Raw genomic sequence first — 19,079 nt, forward strand, 5'->3', positions numbered from 1 at the left:
TGTTAAGCTACAGTTATGGAACGGAGCGCTTCTATGTTAGAAGATTTATATATTGAATGCCCAAATGAAAATATCCGGAAGGAAGTACTGAAAAACTGGGAATCCGTGCTGTTGTCGGGTGAAGATTTCGGTATATTGCCAGGCTTGACGGCCGATTACCTGATGATGACGGACGGCCGTGGCATCCGGGGACTGAAACCGGTGATGCTCCTCATGTGCGGCGATCACGGTATCTGTAAATACGGCGTCAGCGCCTTTCCTCAGGAAGTGACCGTGCAGATGATCAACGGTTACGGAAGAGGAACCGCAGGCGCCAATGTCATGGCCCGTCATGCCGGGGCAGGCATGATCGTTGTGGATGTGGGCACAAATTTTGATCTGCATGGCTTCTCCCATGTAAGGCAGTGTAAAATAGCCTGGGGGACGGAAGACTTCACCCAGGGCCCGGCCATGAGTTACGATCAGGCTGTCGCCGCCCTGGAAACCGGTATGCGCATTGCCGATGAAGTGATTGACAATGGATGCAATCTCCTGGAGACCGGGGAGATGGGCATCGCCAATACCACGTCTACCGCCGCCATCGCGGCAGGCTTTCTGGATCTTCCGGCAGAACTGACCGTGGGCCGGGGAAGCGGTATCAACGACGAAAGGATGAAAATCAAGACGGAAGTTGTCCGCAGGGGACTGGAAATCAATAAACCGAAACCCGGAGACGGGCTGGATGTGTTATGCAAGATGGGCGGTTATGATCATGCCGGGCTGGCCGGCATGATGCTGGCAGGAGCGGCCCGTCACGTACCGACCATGATTGACGGCGTGAACGCGACAGCTGCCGCATTGATTGCGTACGGGATCAATCCCCGTTGCGCGGACTATATGTTATGTTCCCACCTTTCTTCCGATTTAAGCGCAAAGAAGATGCTGGAAGTGCTGAAGCTGAAACCCATCGTCCATGCAGGCATGCGTCTGGGTGAAGGCACCGGCGCGTCTCTGGCGATCAGTATTTTGCGCTCCGCATTGGATACATACCGGGAACTGACAGGAGATTGAAATGCCAGAAGAAAATCTGAAGACCAAAGGAACAGAAGTGGAAGAGGAGACCGGGCTCTGGAACCGGTTAAATATTCCTTTGCCGGAACGTTCCACAGGACCCTTCCGTTACCTGCGGGATTTCTTTACCTGCCTGGAATTTTTAACGAGGATCCGGATGACGAAACGGGAGGTCTGGTTCCCGGACGACTTTGCCCGTTCCGTTCCGTATTTCCCACTCGTAGGAGGAATTATGGGCGCCCTGATGTGGGGGGCGGCCCGGCTTGGGATCCAGGCTGGCTTTTCCGGTAATTTACTGGGTGTGTTTCTGGTGCTGGCGGAGCTTTTCTTTATCGGCACGCTGATGTATGACGGCTTTATGGACACAGCGGACGGGATATTCAGCGGAAGGACAAGGGAACGAAAGCTGGAAATCATGCAGGACAGCCACGCGGGTGCCAATGCGGTGATCGGCGCGGTCATCCTGATACTGGCCAAGGTTACCCTGTTCGGTTCTTTTCAACCTGCTGTTCTGGGTCCGTTGCTGGCTGCCATGTATATTATTACCCGGACGCTGATGGTGGTATATATCCTGAGATTTCCCAATGCGCGGCCCGGCGGTCTGGGGGAAATGTTTAAAACCGGCGGCAGTCCCTTCTATATGATACTTGCGTTACTGTTTTCAGCTATCCTGCTATTCCTGTTGGGACCTGTCTGGTGTAAGCTGGCTGTTCTAAGCTGTATTCCCTGTATCGCCCTGGCATTTTACCTCAAATGGAATCTGGGAGGTCTTACCGGCGATACGTTTGGTTTTCTGACGGAATGCGGTAATGTGATCGTACTGTTTTTGGCGTATTATTTTTTAAAATAAAAGGACACGGTTATGCATATTGAAGAACTGATAACGAAGATACAGCCCCTGAGCGGCGATATCATAAAAGCAGCGCAAAAACGGTTTGATAACCTGATCAAACCGGTGGGGTCCCTTGCCCTGTTGGAGAGTATGACAGCCCGTTATGCGGGGATCCTGGGTTCATCGGATAAACAGTTGGTTGTGATCCCGGAGAACCGTCTGCTTTTGCTGTGGGGGGAAATGAAACATGCTGCTGAAATTGAAACGGCGATGTTGAAGAAGAAAGCGGTTTCTGTTTACGCTTCCCATGTCAGTGCAAAAGTCATCCCGCTTCTGGTCATCGGGGAATCCGCTTACGATCTTCTCGAAGAAGGCGCCATGCTCACTGCTGAATATATAGCGGAAGAACAATCAGGTCTGATTTGTCTCGGTACTTTTGAAAAGGAACTGCGGCCGGACTGGCAGGATCTGCCGGAAGAAGAAGACGGCCTGGCATTTCTGGACAGACTGCAATGCCCTGCGGTAGCTGCCATGACCGGCGCCATACTGCAGGCAGCAGGAATGCGTGTTCCGGTAATGCTGGACGGTGTGGCGACCTGTCTGGCCGCTCTTGCGGCCTCCAAATTTAATCCGTATGTACTGCAATACTGTTTTGCGGGGGATGAATCTGCGGAAACGGGAAGCGCTGCTTTACTGCAAAAGCTTCAGCTCCAGGCTCCGCTACGTCTTTCCCTGCATAATGCGGAAGGCGTGGGGGCGCTGACCTGTCTGCGTCTGTTCGACGCCGGTATCAAGGCCTACAGGGAAATGGAGACTTTTGAAGAAGCCGGGGTGCATAATGAAAAAGAAGACTATTCATTAAAAGTTCAGGAAGATAAAAAATTAAAGGGGTAAGGAAAACCGTACAGAAGTTTATTGGAGAAGGGAGCGTCGCGGTCCAGCGCGGCGGAAGGGGGAACATCATGGCAAAACTTTATCTGATCCGTCACGGGGAAACCGATTACAACAATGCTCTGCGTTTTCAGGGGCAGACGGATATCCCGCTGAATCAGAAAGGGATCGAACAGGCAGAAAAAGCGGCAGACTTTTTCAGAGACATTCCGTTGCAGGCAATTTACACCAGTACGCTGATACGCGCCAGAACCACGGCGGAAATCATTGCCGGGGTGAAGGGCATGGAAGTGCAGGAAACGGATGCGTTGCGGGAGATGAGCTTCGGCATCTGGGAAAACATGAACAGCAAAGATATCCAGAAGAAATATGCGAAAGAATGGAAAGATTTTTTTGCCAGTCCTGCCAGGACAACGATCCCGCAGGGCGAAAGCATGTTGGATGTGCAGAAACGAGCCTATCCGACAGTACAGGAAATTTTAGACAGGTACCCGGAAGGTGATGTGGCTTTTGTGGCCCATGGCGGGATCATCCGCGTGCTGATGTGTACCATGCTCGGTCTGGACCTGAACCGCGCCTGGCATTTACATGTGGGCAACGCTTCCATTACGTGTTTCTACTATTGGGGACGCTCTTACACCCTGGATTATGCAAACCTGACCCGGTATTGACCGGCAGGCAAAGTTTGTCCCGGAGACTTGGCGCGAAATTATAAAAATAATGTAGCAGATTTCACATTTGCTCTGCATAAATAACAACATATAGTGCTGAAATTATTAAAATAGTAAATTTTACTAAAATTGTAACCAATAATATTGCAAATATGCATTGACAAGTTTTTTATTTTTGGTATACTTCAGCTTAGGATATCTCAAGGCCGGCTTAGTTTATTGTTTCGTTTTCTCGCTTTTTTTCTAAGTACATCAAAAGGAAGAAGCGGTACAGTAAGAAGTTAGTTGTTCCTATGGGGTACAAAGAAAAAGGAGTGACAAAACCATGTTTGAAGACAAGACCCTGAAATGCGTTGAATGTGGAAATGATTTTGTGTTTTCCGCGTCAGAGCAGGAATTCTATGCTGAAAAAGGTTTCACCAATGAACCGAAGCGCTGCTCTGCCTGCCGTGCTGCCCGTAAAGCCCGTATGAACGGGACCCAGCCGCGGGAAATGTTTAAAGCTGTTTGCGCCGACTGCGGTAAGGAAACGGAAGTTCCGTTCCGTCCTTCGGAAGACCGCCCAGTTTATTGCTTTGACTGCTTTAACAAACGCAAAGCTGGTCATTAAGCGCGATAAAAATTTTTACAAAACCAGTAAAATCGCCCCTTAGAGACCCATAGTATCCGAAACCGACTGTTGAACAGACAGTCGGTTTATTTTTGTTTCTATTGAAATGCTTTTATGATATAATTAATAAGATATAAGGCTATGTTATCAAGATTCTGTAAAACTACCCGGCTGCATACAGGGTTGAATAGTTGCTGTGTTTTGTTCATGCAGTTTTGTGTTCAATTCAATAAGCAGCCACAGATGTGTCATTTCTCAGAAAGGGGTATTCCTATTTTAGAATTTAAAGAAGTTGCGGTAAAAGACCGTGACCTGTTCGAAACCTATTTGAACAAACCGGAGCATTTCGGTTCGGAATGCGCATTTACCAATCTGTACATCTGGAGAGATTATTACCGCACATGGTGGGCGGAAAAATACGGTTTCCTGCTGATCAAAGTGGAGCTGGAAGGGGAAACCTATTTCCTGCAGCCTTTCGGAGGCAGGGATGAGGACCTGCCGCTGCTGGCGAAAGAGATCCGGGAAGAACAGGGAGGTCCCTTTGAATTCCGCGGAATTTATGAGTGTTCCCTGGAACGGTTAAGCTGCCTGAAAGGCGACCGGGATTTCGTGGAGAACCGGGACAGCTGGGATTATGTGTATCTGCAGGAAGACCTGGCGACACTACGGGGGCGGCGGTATCACGGACAGAAGAACCATTACAATTCCTTCAAACGGGAGAATCCGGACTATGTATTTGAAATGATCAATCCAGAAAACTTTGCCGAGTGCCTGAATTTTGGCGAAGAATGGTGCAAAGCCCGGATGGACACGGATCCCAGTATTATCTGGGAGATTCGCGCGCTTCAGGAAGCCTTTGTGAATTTTGAAGCCCTGGGATTGCGGGGCGGGGCGATCCGCGTAAACGGAAAGATCGAAGCCTTCGGCTTTGGCAAGGCTATCAACGGGGAAGTCTGCGATGAAAACGTGGAAAAGGCCAATCCGGATATCCGGGGCCTGTACGCGGCGATTCAGACCGAATGCGCTAAATACGTATGGCCGGACATGAAATATATCAACAGGGAAGAAGATATAGGGCTGGAAGGCCTCCGCAAGGCAAAAGAAGCGCTGCATCCGGCGTTTATGGTGAAAAAATACAGTTTGCTTGTCAAATAATGATTTGAGGAATCTATGAACTGCAAAATTGTTACAGCGGCAGAACTGCCCAAGGTCATGGCGCTTTGGGACTACTGCTTTGAAAAAGAAGAAGACCCGTTCTTCCAATGGTATTTCCGGGAATACTGCCTCCGTCACAACCTGATTCTGGGCGGTTTTTCCGAAGAGGACGGGCATTTGCAGAACATGCTTCACCTGAATCCCTACAGTATTTTAATGCGGGGACAGGAAGAGCGCGTTCCGTATATTGTAGGCGTGGCGACAGACCCGGCAGACAGGGGGCATAACCTGACTAAAGCACTGTTGCAGTCCGCTTTCCGTCTGATGCGGAAAAAAGACTGCGCTTTTGCCCTTTTGATGCCTGTCCATGCCGGGATTTATCAGAAATATGACTTTGCGTTTTGTTACCGCAAGCATGTGTATGAGATGCCGTTAGGCAAACTGGCTGTGCCGGTTCCCTCCGGGAAACTGTGGGTGAAGCATTACCGTTCTTACGACAGCGCGCTGTTTGAAGATTTATACGCAGCGTTAGCTGAGGGCTATAACGGGCTGCCAATCCGGACGGACTTCCAGTGGGAAAAACTGCTGACGGTGCATCAGCTGGAGAAGGTGCAGGCAGCAGTAGTCTGTCACGGAAGCGAGCCCAGAGGCTACATGTTTTATCAGATTACAGATGACAGGACATTCCATATTCAGGAACTTGTGGCTCTGACTCCGGACGCCAAATGGGCGCTCCTGCGCTACGCCGGCGGTCATCTTTCGACAGCGGATAAACTGTATTGGGAAGCCATGGAAGACGACCTGACCTGGCTTGATTTTCCTGATGCGGACAACTCCGGACGGGTAAAGCCTTTTATGATGGCCCGTTGTTTTGATGCTGTGCAGGCACTGGAACGGTACGAAGTGCCGGAAGGCTGTCCGGAGGGTCGGATTACACTGCTGCTGCAGGACGACTTACTGGAAGAGAACAACCATCTTGTGACCTTAACCGCAGATACAGGCTGTCTGTATCTGGAGAAGGCTGCAGGCGACGCGGACGCAGTGGTTCCCATGGGCGCGTTTACCCAGCTTTATTTCGGCGCGTTTACTTTCAGCCAGCTGGTTGAGGCCGGCAAAATAAGGATGCGGACTTATACGCCTGAACTGCTTTCGTTCCTTGACGCGTTGTTCCCCAGGTGTGTTAATTTTATTAATGAGTATTATTAAGTCTTATAAACACTGTTTTAACATTTTTCTTTTCACGGAGGCCGGAAAATGAGTGAGATCAGACGTATTTATGTAGAGAAGAAGGACGCCTTTGCCGTAGAAGCAAAAGGTTTGCTGGCAGACCTGAAGAATAATCTGCTGATGGACGGACTGGAAAAAGTCCGCATACTGGCCCGCTATGACGTGATGGGCCTTACGGATGAAGAATTTGAACAGGCGTTACAGTTAGTTTTGTCCGAACCGCCTGTTGATACGGTGATGGAAGCACTGGCGACCGCTGCCGATGAAAAAGTATTTGCGGTAGAACTGCTGCCCGGCCAGTATGACCAGCGGGAAGACTTCGCAGCCCAGTGTATCCAGCTGATTACCCAGAAAGAAAAACCGCTGGTGGCTGCTGCCAAGGTGTATGTGTTAAAAGGCAGCCTGACCGATGCTGAATTTGAAAAAGTAAAAAAATATCTGGTGAATCCCATTGAAGCCAGGGAAGCGGCGCTGGAAAAGCCGGAGACGCTGGAAGATACCTGGGAAGAACCGGCGGACGTGGAACGGCTGGAAGGCTTTCTGGATCTTTCGGAAGCGGACATTGCCGCCATGCAGAAAAATCTGGGGCTGGCCATGAGTGTGGAAGATCTGCTGTGGATCCAGAAATATTTTAAGGAAGACGAAAAGCGTGTACCTACCATTACGGAAGTACGCGTGTTAGATACGTACTGGTCCGATCACTGCCGTCACACCACCTTTATGACCAATCTGGACAAGGTGGAGATTGAGCCGGGATATTACACGAAACCCATTGAAGACGCCTTTAAACAGTATCTGTCCATCCGGGACAAAGTGTACGGAAAGAAAACCGACCGTCCCATCACCCTGATGGACATGGCCTGCATCGCTACGAAAAAATTAAAGAAAGAAAACAAATTTCCGGACAATGATGACTCTGAGGAAATCAACGCCTGTTCTATCGTTGTTCCGGTGGATATTGACGGAAAGAAAGAAGACTGGCTGGTTATGTTTAAGAATGAGACGCATAACCATCCCACGGAAATCGAGCCCTTTGGCGGCGCGGCTACCTGTCTGGGCGGCGCCATCCGCGATCCGCTGTCAGGCCGTGCCTATGTGTATCAGGCGATGCGTATTACCGGCGCCGGCGATCCCCGTACGCCCATTGAAAAAACGCTGGCGGGTAAGCTGCCCCAGCGCAAGCTGACCATCGGGGCGGCGGCCGGTTATTCTTCCTACGGCAATCAGATTGGTCTGGCCACCGGACAGGTGCAGGAATATTATCACGACCGTTTTGTGGCCAAACGTATGGAGATCGGTGCGGTCATGGGTGCTGCTCCCAAGAGCGCGGTGATCCGGGAGCGTCCGGCGGCAGGTGATATCATCGTACTGCTGGGCGGACGTACGGGCCGTGACGGAATCGGCGGGGCAACCGGTTCCTCCAAGGAGCATACGGTTGACTCCCTGGCAACCTGCGGCGCAGAAGTGCAGAAGGGTAATCCGCCAACAGAGCGAAAGATCCAGCGCCTGTTCCGTAATCCCGAAGTCACGGTGCTGATAAAACGCTGCAACGATTTCGGTGCCGGCGGTGTTTCCGTAGCGATCGGCGAACTGGCGGAAGGGCTGAAGATCAATCTGGACAAAGTAACCAAAAAATATGCCGGTCTGGATGGAACGGAACTGGCTATTTCCGAATCCCAGGAACGTATGGCGGTTGTGATCCGGAAAGAAGACTGGGAAAAATTCACCAAGTTTGCAGATGAAGAAAACCTGGAAGCCACCATTGTGGCAGAAGTTACGGAGGAACCCCGTCTCGTCATGTACTGGCGGGGGGATAAGATTGTAGATATCTCCCGCAAGTTCCTGGATACCAACGGCGTGGCCCAGCATGCGGAAGTATTAGTGAAAGATATTACCGGCGCCTCTGTGTTTGATAAGACGCCGGAGGTTGTAGAAAAGGCATCGGATCTGAAAGACGCCTGGCTGAAAAATATAAGCCGGCTGAATGTCTGCAGCGAAAAAGGCCTGAGCGAACGGTTTGACTCCACCATTGGCAGAGCTACGGTGGAAATGCCGTTTGGCGGAAAATACCAGCTGACGCCGGCGGAAGGCATGGTGGCCCAGATTCCCGTATTGCACGGGCACACCGACGCGGCTTCCCTCATGACCCACGGTTACAATCCGGAAGTGGCCTGCTGGAGCCCATTCCATGGCGCTATGTATGCGGTTACGCAGTCGCTGGTGAAAGCAGTTGCCTTAGGGGCGAACCCCGACACCATTCGTTTCACGTTGCAGGAATACTTCCAGGGCATGAGAGCCAAAGCGGACTGGGGTCTGCCCTTTGCCGCGCTGTTAGGCGCCAACACGGTACTGAACAGTATGGAGGTTCCGGCGGTAGGCGGCAAGGACAGCATGTCCGGCAGCTTTATGGATTTGCATGTACCTCCTACGCTGGTATCTTTTGCGGTGAATGTCATTGACGGAAGAAAAGCGGTTTCCAGCGAATTTAAGGAAGCCGGGGACAAAGTCGTGTTCCTGAGCACGCCGTTGCTGGAAGGGGATGTACTGGACTTTGCAGCATTGCGGAAAAACCTGCGCAGGGTACATCAGCTGATTCTTGACGGGAAAATCAAAGCGGCGGCCGCTGTAGAAGAAGGCGGCATTGCCGCGGGCATTACCAAAATGACATTGGGCAACGCGCTGGGTTTCCGTTTTGTGAAACCGTTCCCCCATACAGAAAGCCTGTTTACGCTACAGCCCGGCGGCATGCTGCTGGAAGTAGCGAAAGATGCCGATCTGGATACGCTGTTCGGCGAACTGGACTGCCTGCCGCTGGGTACCGTTACGGACAACGCGGATATTACGGTAAACGATATTACCCTGACGAATGCGGAACTGGTAAAAGCTTACACCGAAACACTGGAGCCCATTTTCCCGGCCAAAGCGCCGGTATCCGAAACACCGGAAGATTTACTTGAGCAGCCGTTGTATAAACGGGAACTGCCATTAACGGCACCGGTGAACATCGCCAGACCGAAAGTGTTTATTCCCGTCTTCCCGGGACAGAACTGCGAATACGATACGGCCCGGGCCTTTGATCTGGCAGGGGCGGAAAGCAAAATATTCATCATCCGAAACCTGACAGCCCAGGCTATCGAAGAAACGATCCAGGCGATGGTGAAGGGGATCAAAGAATCCCAGATCATCATGCTGCCGGGCGGCTTCAGCGCCGGTGATGAACCGGACGGAAGCGGCAAGTTCATTGCCACCATGTTCCGGAATCCGCGCATTGCCGAAGCGGTGAACGATCTGCTGCAGAATCGCGATGGTCTGATGCTGGGTATCTGCAACGGCTTCCAGGCGTTGATCAAATTAGGACTGGTGCCTTACGGTGAAATCCGTCCGCTGGAAGAGAATTCGCCCACGCTGACCTTCAACACCATCGGGCGCCATGTGTCCCAGATGGTTTATACCCGTATCACTTCCAACAAATCCCCCTGGCTGAACATGACGGAGCCGGGAGATGTGCATGCCATTGCCGTGTCCCATGGTGAGGGCCGTTTCTATGCGCCGGCCGAAACGATTCGCGAATTGTTCCGGAACGGGCAGGTAGCTACACAATACGTGGATCTGAACGGCAATCCCACCATGAACAGTCCGGAGAACCCCAACGGCTCCCTGTATGCCATCGAAGGCATCACCAGTCCGGACGGACGCATTTTGGGTAAAATGGGTCACAGCGAACGATATATTCCCGGCCTGATGCAAAATATTTACGGTGAAAAAGAGCAGTATATTTTTGAAAGCGGCGTAAAGTACTTTAAATAATGATTATCAGTAAAGTTCACAATTTGAATTGCGCGGAGTTTTTTATAAAAAGCAAAAATTCTCAATAGAAACGTCTCAAACATGCATGGTTGTCGGTTGCGCAAACTGACGTCACATAGACATCTTTCTGTCAAAACGTGCCTTTCGAATTACAAAAGTTCACAAACTTTTGTCAAAAATGTGTTATAATGTGAACTATAGGAATATACATTTTGGAGATTTATATAAAATTGCAGTAATTGTTTAGTTGCTTTTACCTGTTTTTTTATGTATCTCAGAAATTGGAAAACAAATTATCTGAGAGGTGTCTAAATGAGTTTTAAGAAGCTTGCTACGATTGTTGCAGCTGCTGTGTTGTCCTGCTTTTCGTTTTCAACAGCGTTTGCTGATTTTGCGGTTGGTGACCGCGGTCCGGAAGTGATTGATATCCAGAAACAGTTGGCAGCTCTCCAGTTTAACGTAGGGACTGTTGACGGTGTGTTCGGTCCTGCTACGGAAAAAGCGGTAAAGGATTTTCAGGCGGCCAAAGGTTTGAATGCTGACGGCATAGTTAATGATGCTACGTACCGTAACCTGATGAATAAAGAAATGCCTCCCGACCGTTACGGTAATCACATGATGACCCGCACCATCCTTAAAACAGCTTACAGCATGCTGGGTGTTCCTTATATGTTCGGCGGTATGTCTCCCGGCGGCTTTGACTGTTCCGGTTTTGTGTGTTATGTGTTTGGCAGGGCCGGTATATCCCTGCCGCGTATGGCAGATACCCAGTATGAGGCTGTTACCCATATTTCCAGGGGAAACCTGCGGACAGGCGATTTGGTATTTTTCGAAACCTATTGCCCCGGACCTTCCCATGTAGGTATTTATGTCGGGGACGGTAAATTTATTCATGCCTCAAGCAGTAAGGGCATTTCCGTTGCGGATGTTTTCACCGGTTACTGGGGCGCCAGATATCTTGGAGCCGGCAGAGTGTACAATTGATCAGGCATATGTGTAATTACGGTTTTGAACAGGCAGACCTTTCCGGGTTTGCCTGTTTTTCTGTTTATCTGTGACGCTTTTTCGACATTTTTGTAAATCTTTTGTGAGATGAAACCGTTGGCTCTGTTTTCCGCGTCTTTTATATTGTATAATATGTACTGAAAGAAGGGGTGAAAACATTGCTTTATTTCAACAGACGCGGTCATGTTTGTTTTTTGATTTATAAACAGAGTAAAGGAGAAAGCTATGTCTAAAATTTTGATTGCGGATGATGAACCCCAGATCCGGGAGATTCTGCGCGTGTATTTTGACAAGGAAGGATTTGCGGTCGTAGAAGCAGAAGATGGGCAGCAGGCCCTGTCGATGATTGAAAAGGAAAAACCGGACCTGGTCTTGCTGGATATCATGATGCCTGTATTGGACGGCATAACGGCCTGCGAAGAGATTCGCCGTCGCTACGATATTCCGATTATTATGCTGACAGCCAAGGATGAGGATGACGACCGCATCCTCGGATTGGAAAAGGGTGCTGACGATTACATTACCAAACCCTTTAACCCGCGTGAGGTCGTAGCGCGCGTTAAAGCCGTGCTGCGCCGTTCCGGCGGTTTCCAGAAACTGAGCGACAAACGGAAGGTGGAGTACGAAGGTCTTACTATTGACAGGGAACGGATGCAGGTCACTGCATGGGGCAAACCGGTCACATTTACCACGAAAGAGTTTGAACTGCTGTATTACCTGGCATGCTCGCCGGGCAAGGTGTTTTCCCGCAACCAGTTGCTGGAATCCATCTGGGGTTATACTTATTTCGGGGATACCCGTACCGTGGATACCCACATTAAACGCATCCGGCAGAAACTGGCAATTCCGAAAGATTCCTCCTGGGATATTGAAACGGTCTGGGGCGTAGGCTACAAGTTTGAGTTGAAAAAGAAACCGGCTGAACCTGCCAAGGCATAATTTTTTTGAGGTGCAGTGTGAATAAATCCCTGAGTACCCGGCTGATGTACAGCTTTATGGCCATCATCGTTATTGTGGTGGTCGGTATCACAGCCGGTACTTCCTATTTAATCGCGGATTACTTTTTTAAAATTAAAGAAGAAGAACTGGCCCAGAAAGGTCATGAGATGGCAGATACCGTGGAATACTTTGTAACAAAAGATAACAACCGGTATATGCTGATGCGCTATCTCATCGCGGTAGACAGGCTGGTCGGCGCCCGCGTCTGGCTGTTCGATAATGATTATAATCTGCTGGCTGCTTCCAATATCGCCGCTGATGTGGATGCCGCAGGCAAAACAGAGTCCGGCAGCAACAAAGTCGGAACCGGAAAGCCGGACGTTTCCATGCCTGCCCCTGCGGACCGCATACCTGTATATGAATACACGACCCGTCTTTCGGAAGAAATCAAACGCGGCCAGGTTTCCCGTAATGTTAATAAGATATTGAAAGACATTTACCGTGGGGAAAGTGTGCGTTCCCAGATTTACCACCCATATTTTAAACAGCAGGTAATCCTTGTAGGCGTACCCTATGGGGATAAACTCCATCCCCGGGGCGCAATCCTGATGGCGGAGCCTTTAAGCGGTTTCGGCGGTTTTTTGCGCAACGTGTACATTTTCACGATTATTGTCGGCCTTTTGGGACTGCTGCTCAGTTTGTTTATGGTACGGAGCCTGTCCCGGCAGATCGTTAAACCGCTGCTTTCCATGAAAGACGCCACTATTGCCATCGCCAAAGGCAATTATTCCCGCAGGGTAGAGGTTGAAAGCGAAGACGAAGTTGCCGAGCTCGGCAAAGCAATCAATCATTTAAGTACAGAATTGAGTAATTACCTGGGCAAGCTGGCGCGTATGGAAAAAATCCGCCGCGACTTTGTGGCCAATGTGTCCCATGAGCTGCGGACGCCCATTACAATCATCCGGGGCTATAATGATATTGTCAGTGACAGCCTGGAAACCGGTGACCCGAATAAACGTTACTGCGATCTGATTGGAAGCGAAACAACCAGACTGGAAAGGCTGGTGCGCGGGTTGCTGGACATCAGCCGTCTGCAATCGGCCGAAAAACTGAAAGTCTCCGATACGGAACCGCTGCCCCTGGCCGAGATTATCCGTAATGTTGCGGAAAAACTGAAGGTGAAAGCGGAACCGAAACATATTACGTTAAAGTTGCAGTTGGAAGAAGACTTACAGATTCTGGGCAACGGTGACCAGATTGTCCAGCTGATTCTGTTACTGGGCGACAACGCAATCAAGTACTCGCCGGAAGGAAGTTATGTACGCTATGAAACAAAGCTGCAGACAAACGGCTCCGTTGAAATGAGCGTAGTGGATAACGGTCCGGGGATTCCGGAAGAAGACCTGCCGTTTATCTTTGAACGTTTCTATAAAGTGGACAAATCCCATGCCCAGAGTTCTTTAAAAGGCACGGGGCTGGGACTGGCTATCGCCAAAGAAATCGTGCGTATGCACGGCGCGCAGATCGAAGTTTTCTCGCAGATGGGTATGGGGACCCGTTTTGTAATAACGTTCCCTGCAGAGACGGTCGTCTGTGAGGAAAGGCGGTCATGATGCTGGAAACGTTAAATCCTGAATACCGGTTTTCTTCGCTGGTAAAAATCACCCCGGAGTGGATGAAAAGGCATCAGTACCAGGTCCTGCTTGCGGATATTGATAACACTTTACTGCCCCGTAACAGCAGCGTTGTACCGGAAGCGTACATAAACTGGCTGGTCAGGATGCAGCAACAGGATATTGTGGTTGTACTGGCTACCAATAACGGGGGAAAAAGGACGAACGCAATTGAAAAGCAGCTGACCGATAACGGACTGCAGATCCCTGTCCTGACTTGGGCGGGAAAACCTTTTCCCCGGGCCTATGCCGGAGCAATCCGCCTGCTGGGCAAATCTCATAAATCACTTAATGTTGATGCCGTGACGCAGTCCGCAGCTGTCCTGGCTGCCGGTGACCAGTTGTTCACCGATGTACTGGGTGCTCACTGGTATAACTTTCCTGCAGCCTGGCTGCGCCCGATTACCAGGAATGATTTCATCGGCACAAAGGTGCTCCGGCTATTGGAAAAGTGGGTTGCCTGGTATTTGACGAAAAAGGAAATTCTTCCCGAAGAAGATAAAGATATTTAAAGAAAGCAGGTTTGAAAAATGAAATTAGCGCTGGTCCAGATGGAAATCAAAGAACGGAACTGTGCGGGGAATACAAAGCATGGTCTTACGCTTCTGGAAGAAGCGGCAAGGCAGAGCGATCTGGTTATTTTACCGGAAATCTGGACGACCGGATATTCGCTGGGGCATCTTAAAGAAGAAGCTGTGTCACTGGACAGCCCGCTGGTGGAAACACTGCGCGGGATTGCCGTGAAGTATCAGTGTTCATTATTGCCCGGTTCGCTGCCGGTTCTGAAAAACGGACTGGTATATAATATGATTCCGGCGATCAACAAAGAAGGAAAGATTGTTCACCAATACGGTAAAGCGCACCTGTTCGGCATGTTTGAAGAAGAAAAGTTCTTTGCTCCCGGGGATGCCTTTGATGTGTTTGACCTGGACGGTGTCTGTTGCGGATCTACGATTTGTTACGATTTGCGTTTTCCCGAGTTTTACCGTTATCTGGCACTGCAGGGCGCGCAGCTGATCGTCTGTCCCGCTGAATGGCCTTCCCGCAGGGGTGACGGGTTCGATCTGCTGTCCCGCGCCCGGGCTTTTGAGAACCATGTGTATGTGGCGGCAGTGAATTGTGTCGGCACTTTTAAGGGAGATCCTTTTTACGGGCATTCCCGCGTCGTCGACCCGATGAACAATATCCTTGCGGAAGGCGGCAGCAGCGAAGAGATAATTTATGCGGAAATCGATCTGGAAAGGGTAGCAAAGGTGCGCAGGACGTTGAATGCCCTGACTGATGTGCGCTTTACGATTCAAAAACCGGGTGAGAATAAATGAAAATTATTTCTCTGTCCATAATCCTGGCTCTCTCACTTTTTTCCATGCTGCCTGTTTCCCGGGCGGCAAAAGCAGTGCCGAAAGACGTGAATTCCCTTTTAGGCCTGTATTACGGAAACGCTTCAGTTTTTCTGCTGCGGGAAGAAAAGGGCATTTTGCAGATTGTTTACAACACGGATCCGGAAGACAGGGATTTCAGCTATGCTAATATTTTTCCGCTGAAAAAAGTTCACTTTGACTCTTATTCGATGAATGAGGAAGGCCCGTTGCTTTCCGCAGAAGCTGCTGTCCATTTTGAACGGGATTCAGACGGCAACGGGATTGTCTGCAAGATTGGCGGCAAGCGTTTTACCAGGGATTTTTTCCCCGGAGAAGGCAGCAAAGTAACACGGATTGAAGGGAACGCTGATTATCAGTCTCTGAAAGACACTGCGCCCAATGCTGTTATGCCGGCAAAGCTGCAGCAGGGGCAGCAGGGCCGGCTCGTTCGTATCCGGTCCGCCGTTCCCAACGTTAAATTTGATTTGCGTTATGCGGATTCAAACAATATATTTGGGGTTCCTCTTTTTGAAGCAACGGAAGCCTTTGCGGAAGCGGAAACGGCCTCTGCGCTGAAAAAGGCAGCCGAAAAGCTGGCCGCGAGGGGATATGGCCTGTTGGTCTGGGAAGGTTACCGGCCCTGGTATGTGTCCAAACTTGCTTCCGACCTGCTGCCGAAAGATAGGAAAGGCATGCTGCCTGCACCCGATAAAGGGGAAGACCGTAACACAGGACGCGCAGTGGATGTAAGCCTGTATGACCTGAAAACCGGGGTAGCTGTGAACATGATCAGTGATTTTGATGAAGTATCTGTCCGCCAGTATCCGGGCTTCACCGGTGGCACGGAAAGGCAGCGCAACTTACGGGATATGCTGGCTGCAGTGATGAAGGAATGCGGTTTTATCCAGGGTAAAGAAGAATGGTGGCATTTTACGCTTGGTGATACGGTCAGATGGCAACATCTGAATATTCCCTATGGGCAGATAAAATAAAATGTGCTAAAATATTTGACGTATGTAAATTGATATTTCTGTACGGAGGAAAAAACGATGACAGTATATGATTGTGCGAACGAACTGGCAAGGGAAATGCGGGCAACCCGTGAGTTTGCCGTGTTAAAAGAAGCAAAGGAAAAATTATCCGCGGAACCGGATACCAAAGCGCTTATCGCCCGGTTCATGCAGCTGGGGCAGGAAGTAGAGATTGCGCGTTACCAGAAAAAAGAAATTCCGGCGGAAAAGGAAGCGCAGTTCAATGACATGATGCGGACTCTTAGCCTGAATCCGCTGGCAGTGAATTATCTGAACGCCTTCCAGCGTTTCCAGCTGATGTTCCAGGATGTGTCAAAGACCATTACGGATGTGGTAAAGGAAGTTGCGGAATAAAATGCTGAATCAGAACACTCTTTCTCGTTTAAAATCAGAAATTGCCGGTCAGGTACGTCTGGATGAGCCCATGTCGGCACACACATCGTTCCATATCGGCGGTCCGGCCGACGCGCTGGTGATTCCCGCGGACCTGGATGATGTTCGAAAAATTTTGCGCATTGCCCGGGAGGAACAGACCCCGCTGACGGTGATAGGGAACGGTTCCAATCTTTTAGTCCGGGACAAGGGTATCCGCGGTATTGTACTGAAACTCGGCAATGCATTGAAGCGCTGGGAACAGGACGGAGCAACTTTTGTCTTTGACAGCGGCGTATCCCTGGCACAGTGCTGCCGTATCATCGGAGAAGCCGGATATACAGGCATGGAATTCGCAGTTGGTATCCCCGGCAGTCTCGGTGGCGCCGTCTTTATGAACGCCGGCGCTTACGACGGGGAAATGAAAGATACGGTGGTATCCGTCCAGGTAATGACACGGACCGGGGAAATAAAAACGCTGGACAGGAATGATCTGGATTTTTCATACCGTCATTCTGCGCTGCAAAATTCAGATTCTATTGTACTTACAGTAACATTGCGGGTAAACAAGGGCGACAAGGCAGCGATACTGGCCAAAATGGATGATTTCAGCCAGCGCCGTATCAGCAAGCAGCCATTGGATATTCCCAGCGCCGGCAGTACTTTCAAACGTCCTGAAGGGCGGTTTGTCGGGCAGATGGTGGAACAGTCCGGACTGAAAGGCTTCCGTATCGGCGGGGCAGAAGTTTCCGTCAAACACGCGGGGTTCATTGTCAATGCGGATCATGCTACCGCTGCAGATGTATTGCAGCTGATTGAATATATCCGGAATAAAATTCTGGAAGATTATAATGTTGCTTTAGTACCTGAAGTTTTGGTTTTAGGAGAAGAATGACAAATATTTACGACGTGATTAACGAATTATACAATGACGATGAAGGCTGGAATACAGTCCTGGAACGAAGATATGCGGAGCAGTTTTTAAGGACAGAGGCCTTTCATGGCGCTTCAGATGATGAACTGCTGGAAATTTGGCAGCAGGTCATGTACCTGCTGATTTACTGCGGGAACACATCTTACCGGATCGGTGACATGACCGCCGAGGATTTTATTTATTGCATCAGCTGGTGCCAGCGGAATATCGGCGATTTTGAGCTGGATTACGACAATGTAGATTATTTCCTGTCTGTTATCCAGCGCCTGCTGACTTTTTTAAAGCAGAAAAAGGCCATAAGCAGTGATACGGCACCGGCTAAATGCCGTTTGAAGCTGTTGGGGACGGATGGCAGACTGCTGCTGTTCCGGAATGACGGATCCCTACCGGAAGAATATGAGAATTTCCGTACCAACCGGGAGCCCGATCTGGAAACGAAAGTCTTCATGCAGTTGGGGCAAAAGCTTGCCGTACTGTCTGATATGATGCAAAAGTATTTTGGCGATGCCCGCTTCAGCCTGGACCGGCGCCGCGCCAGTTATGCCTTTTTCGGTACGGACAGGGAACCGGAAACGGATATGGAAAGACCGGAACTGTTTGCATCCTTCTGGGAATATTTTATTTTTGATTACCATTTAAGGGATACGGACGAAAGACCGATCGAACATTTTTATATGTATTACAAGAATCACCCGGATCCTCAATATGGCAAAACCAATAAGGCTCTGACCGAGCTTCTGGCATCGATGCGGAAGATCCAGCTGATGGTTTTTACCATCGAAAGAGAAGAAGCTGACGGGTGGTTCAGCTGCAGGGACTTTTTTTCAGGAAGTATTTCAGAACTGAGCCTGCCAGTTGACGAGACCGTGGACATTCGGAATCTTTTGTGTATTGCCCATGTGTTTGAGGACGGCAACCTGATCACCGAATATCTTCGCAGCGTTATTGTAGCGCCGCCCGTACAAAAAGCCCTTTACAACCGTCTTTCGGAATTTCTTGCATATTACAGGGTTGCCCATCCTGATGCGGACTGGGAGCAGTTTGTTAATGCCAATCCGGCCCTTGTTATGCATATGGTTGCCTATGCAGGGATTCCGGATACGGTCATGCAGCTGGTCCATCCTTCCGAAAAGGCGAAAAAGTATAAACCCGCAGCAATCAGAATAGATGACCCGGTACATCAGTTCCTTTCGCAGTTTGGCAAACTGCTGCATCTGTCATGGCAGGACCGGAAGAACCTTACACAGATGTGGGGGGATTTTTATGACCTTCGCCCCATAGCCTGTTTCAGGGATGAAGATTATATGATATGGGCGCTGTCAGTACTGGAAAATTATATGAAGATAACGAAGACATTCCTGCTGGATGTGGTTCCCTATGCGGAAAAGGTCCACATTAATACTAAAACTATTGCGGAACGAACTGCTGTAATTCAGGATGTACTGCACCTGGAACCTTTTGACCCGCGTTACATAAGTGAAGATGCTTTTATGAATATGGTATTTTCGTAAGGAGGAGAAT

General features: G+C 49.8%; 17 protein-coding genes. All 17 read left to right on the forward strand.

What is annotated here, in order from left to right; translation table 11 throughout:
• Positions 1-33: 33 nt before the first annotated feature.
• The 17 genes from cobT to BM159_RS02270 all read left to right on the forward strand — a co-directional run bounded on the left by cobT (position 34) and on the right by BM159_RS02270 (position 19,069).
• Positions 34-1,050 carry a nicotinate-nucleotide--dimethylbenzimidazole phosphoribosyltransferase gene (cobT, locus tag BM159_RS02190; RefSeq protein WP_093912631.1) on the forward strand — a complete coding sequence of 339 codons (1,017 nt, stop codon included), beginning with the start codon at positions 34-36 and terminating at the stop codon, positions 1,048-1,050.
• A gap of 1 nt (position 1,051) precedes the next feature.
• Positions 1,052-1,900 (forward strand): adenosylcobinamide-GDP ribazoletransferase, encoded by an 849-nt coding sequence (locus tag BM159_RS02195; RefSeq protein WP_093912632.1) that lies wholly within the window; start codon positions 1,052-1,054, stop codon positions 1,898-1,900.
• A gap of 12 nt (positions 1,901-1,912) precedes the next feature.
• The gene (locus tag BM159_RS02200; protein WP_093912633.1) at positions 1,913-2,776 is read left to right on the forward strand and encodes a nicotinate-nucleotide--dimethylbenzimidazole phosphoribosyltransferase; all 864 of its coding nucleotides are present in this window, start codon (positions 1,913-1,915) and stop codon (positions 2,774-2,776) included.
• 68 nt (positions 2,777-2,844) lie between these two features.
• A complete protein-coding gene (gene cobC / locus BM159_RS02205) occupies positions 2,845-3,444 on the forward strand; it encodes an alpha-ribazole phosphatase (RefSeq protein ID WP_093912634.1) in 600 nt (199 codons plus the stop codon).
• 325 nt (positions 3,445-3,769) lie between these two features.
• Entirely contained in the window at positions 3,770-4,054 is a 285-nt protein-coding gene (locus BM159_RS02210; RefSeq protein ID WP_093912635.1) for a zinc-ribbon domain containing protein, read from the forward strand.
• A 243-nt stretch (positions 4,055-4,297) separates the two neighbouring features.
• Positions 4,298-5,209 (forward strand): DUF2156 domain-containing protein, encoded by a 912-nt coding sequence (locus BM159_RS02215; RefSeq protein WP_093912636.1) that lies wholly within the window; start codon positions 4,298-4,300, stop codon positions 5,207-5,209.
• Between the two features lie 15 nt (positions 5,210-5,224).
• Positions 5,225-6,415 (forward strand): GNAT family N-acetyltransferase, encoded by a 1,191-nt coding sequence (locus BM159_RS02220; protein ID WP_093912637.1) that lies wholly within the window; start codon positions 5,225-5,227, stop codon positions 6,413-6,415.
• 48 nt (positions 6,416-6,463) lie between these two features.
• Positions 6,464-10,243, forward strand: coding sequence for a phosphoribosylformylglycinamidine synthase (locus BM159_RS02225; protein ID WP_093912638.1), 3,780 nt, complete (start codon positions 6,464-6,466; stop codon positions 10,241-10,243).
• A 312-nt stretch (positions 10,244-10,555) separates the two neighbouring features.
• A complete protein-coding gene (locus BM159_RS02230; protein ID WP_093912639.1) occupies positions 10,556-11,227 on the forward strand; it encodes a C40 family peptidase in 672 nt (223 codons plus the stop codon).
• 246 nt (positions 11,228-11,473) lie between these two features.
• The gene (locus BM159_RS02235) at positions 11,474-12,187 is read left to right on the forward strand and encodes a response regulator transcription factor (RefSeq protein WP_093912640.1); all 714 of its coding nucleotides are present in this window, start codon (positions 11,474-11,476) and stop codon (positions 12,185-12,187) included.
• Between the two features lie 17 nt (positions 12,188-12,204).
• Entirely contained in the window at positions 12,205-13,800 is a 1,596-nt protein-coding gene (locus BM159_RS02240; RefSeq protein WP_093912641.1) for a sensor histidine kinase, read from the forward strand.
• The gene (locus BM159_RS02245; protein ID WP_093912642.1) at positions 13,797-14,372 is read left to right on the forward strand and encodes a YqeG family HAD IIIA-type phosphatase; all 576 of its coding nucleotides are present in this window, start codon (positions 13,797-13,799) and stop codon (positions 14,370-14,372) included. The genes BM159_RS02240 and BM159_RS02245 overlap by 4 nt, the downstream gene beginning before the upstream one ends.
• An 18-nt stretch (positions 14,373-14,390) precedes the next feature.
• Positions 14,391-15,182 carry a carbon-nitrogen family hydrolase gene (locus tag BM159_RS02250; RefSeq protein ID WP_093912643.1) on the forward strand — a complete coding sequence of 264 codons (792 nt, stop codon included), beginning with the start codon at positions 14,391-14,393 and terminating at the stop codon, positions 15,180-15,182.
• On the forward strand, positions 15,179-16,213 hold the full coding sequence (locus BM159_RS02255; RefSeq protein ID WP_093912644.1) for a M15 family metallopeptidase: 1,035 nt from the start codon (positions 15,179-15,181) through the stop codon (positions 16,211-16,213). The genes BM159_RS02250 and BM159_RS02255 overlap by 4 nt, the downstream gene beginning before the upstream one ends.
• A 57-nt stretch (positions 16,214-16,270) precedes the next feature.
• Positions 16,271-16,606 (forward strand): YlbF/YmcA family competence regulator, encoded by a 336-nt coding sequence (locus BM159_RS02260; RefSeq protein WP_093912645.1) that lies wholly within the window; start codon positions 16,271-16,273, stop codon positions 16,604-16,606.
• A gap of 1 nt (position 16,607) precedes the next feature.
• Entirely contained in the window at positions 16,608-17,519 is a 912-nt protein-coding gene (gene murB, locus BM159_RS02265; protein ID WP_177205860.1) for a UDP-N-acetylmuramate dehydrogenase, read from the forward strand.
• Complete coding sequence (locus tag BM159_RS02270) at positions 17,516-19,069, forward strand: hypothetical protein (RefSeq protein ID WP_093912646.1); 1,554 nt, start codon at positions 17,516-17,518, stop codon at positions 19,067-19,069. The genes murB and BM159_RS02270 overlap by 4 nt, the downstream gene beginning before the upstream one ends.
• Positions 19,070-19,079 lie beyond the last annotated feature (10 nt).

Origin of the sequence: Succiniclasticum ruminis DSM 9236 (genome assembly GCF_900112895.1) — a bacterium.
Classification (GTDB): Bacteria; Bacillota; Negativicutes; order Acidaminococcales; family Acidaminococcaceae; genus Succiniclasticum; species Succiniclasticum ruminis.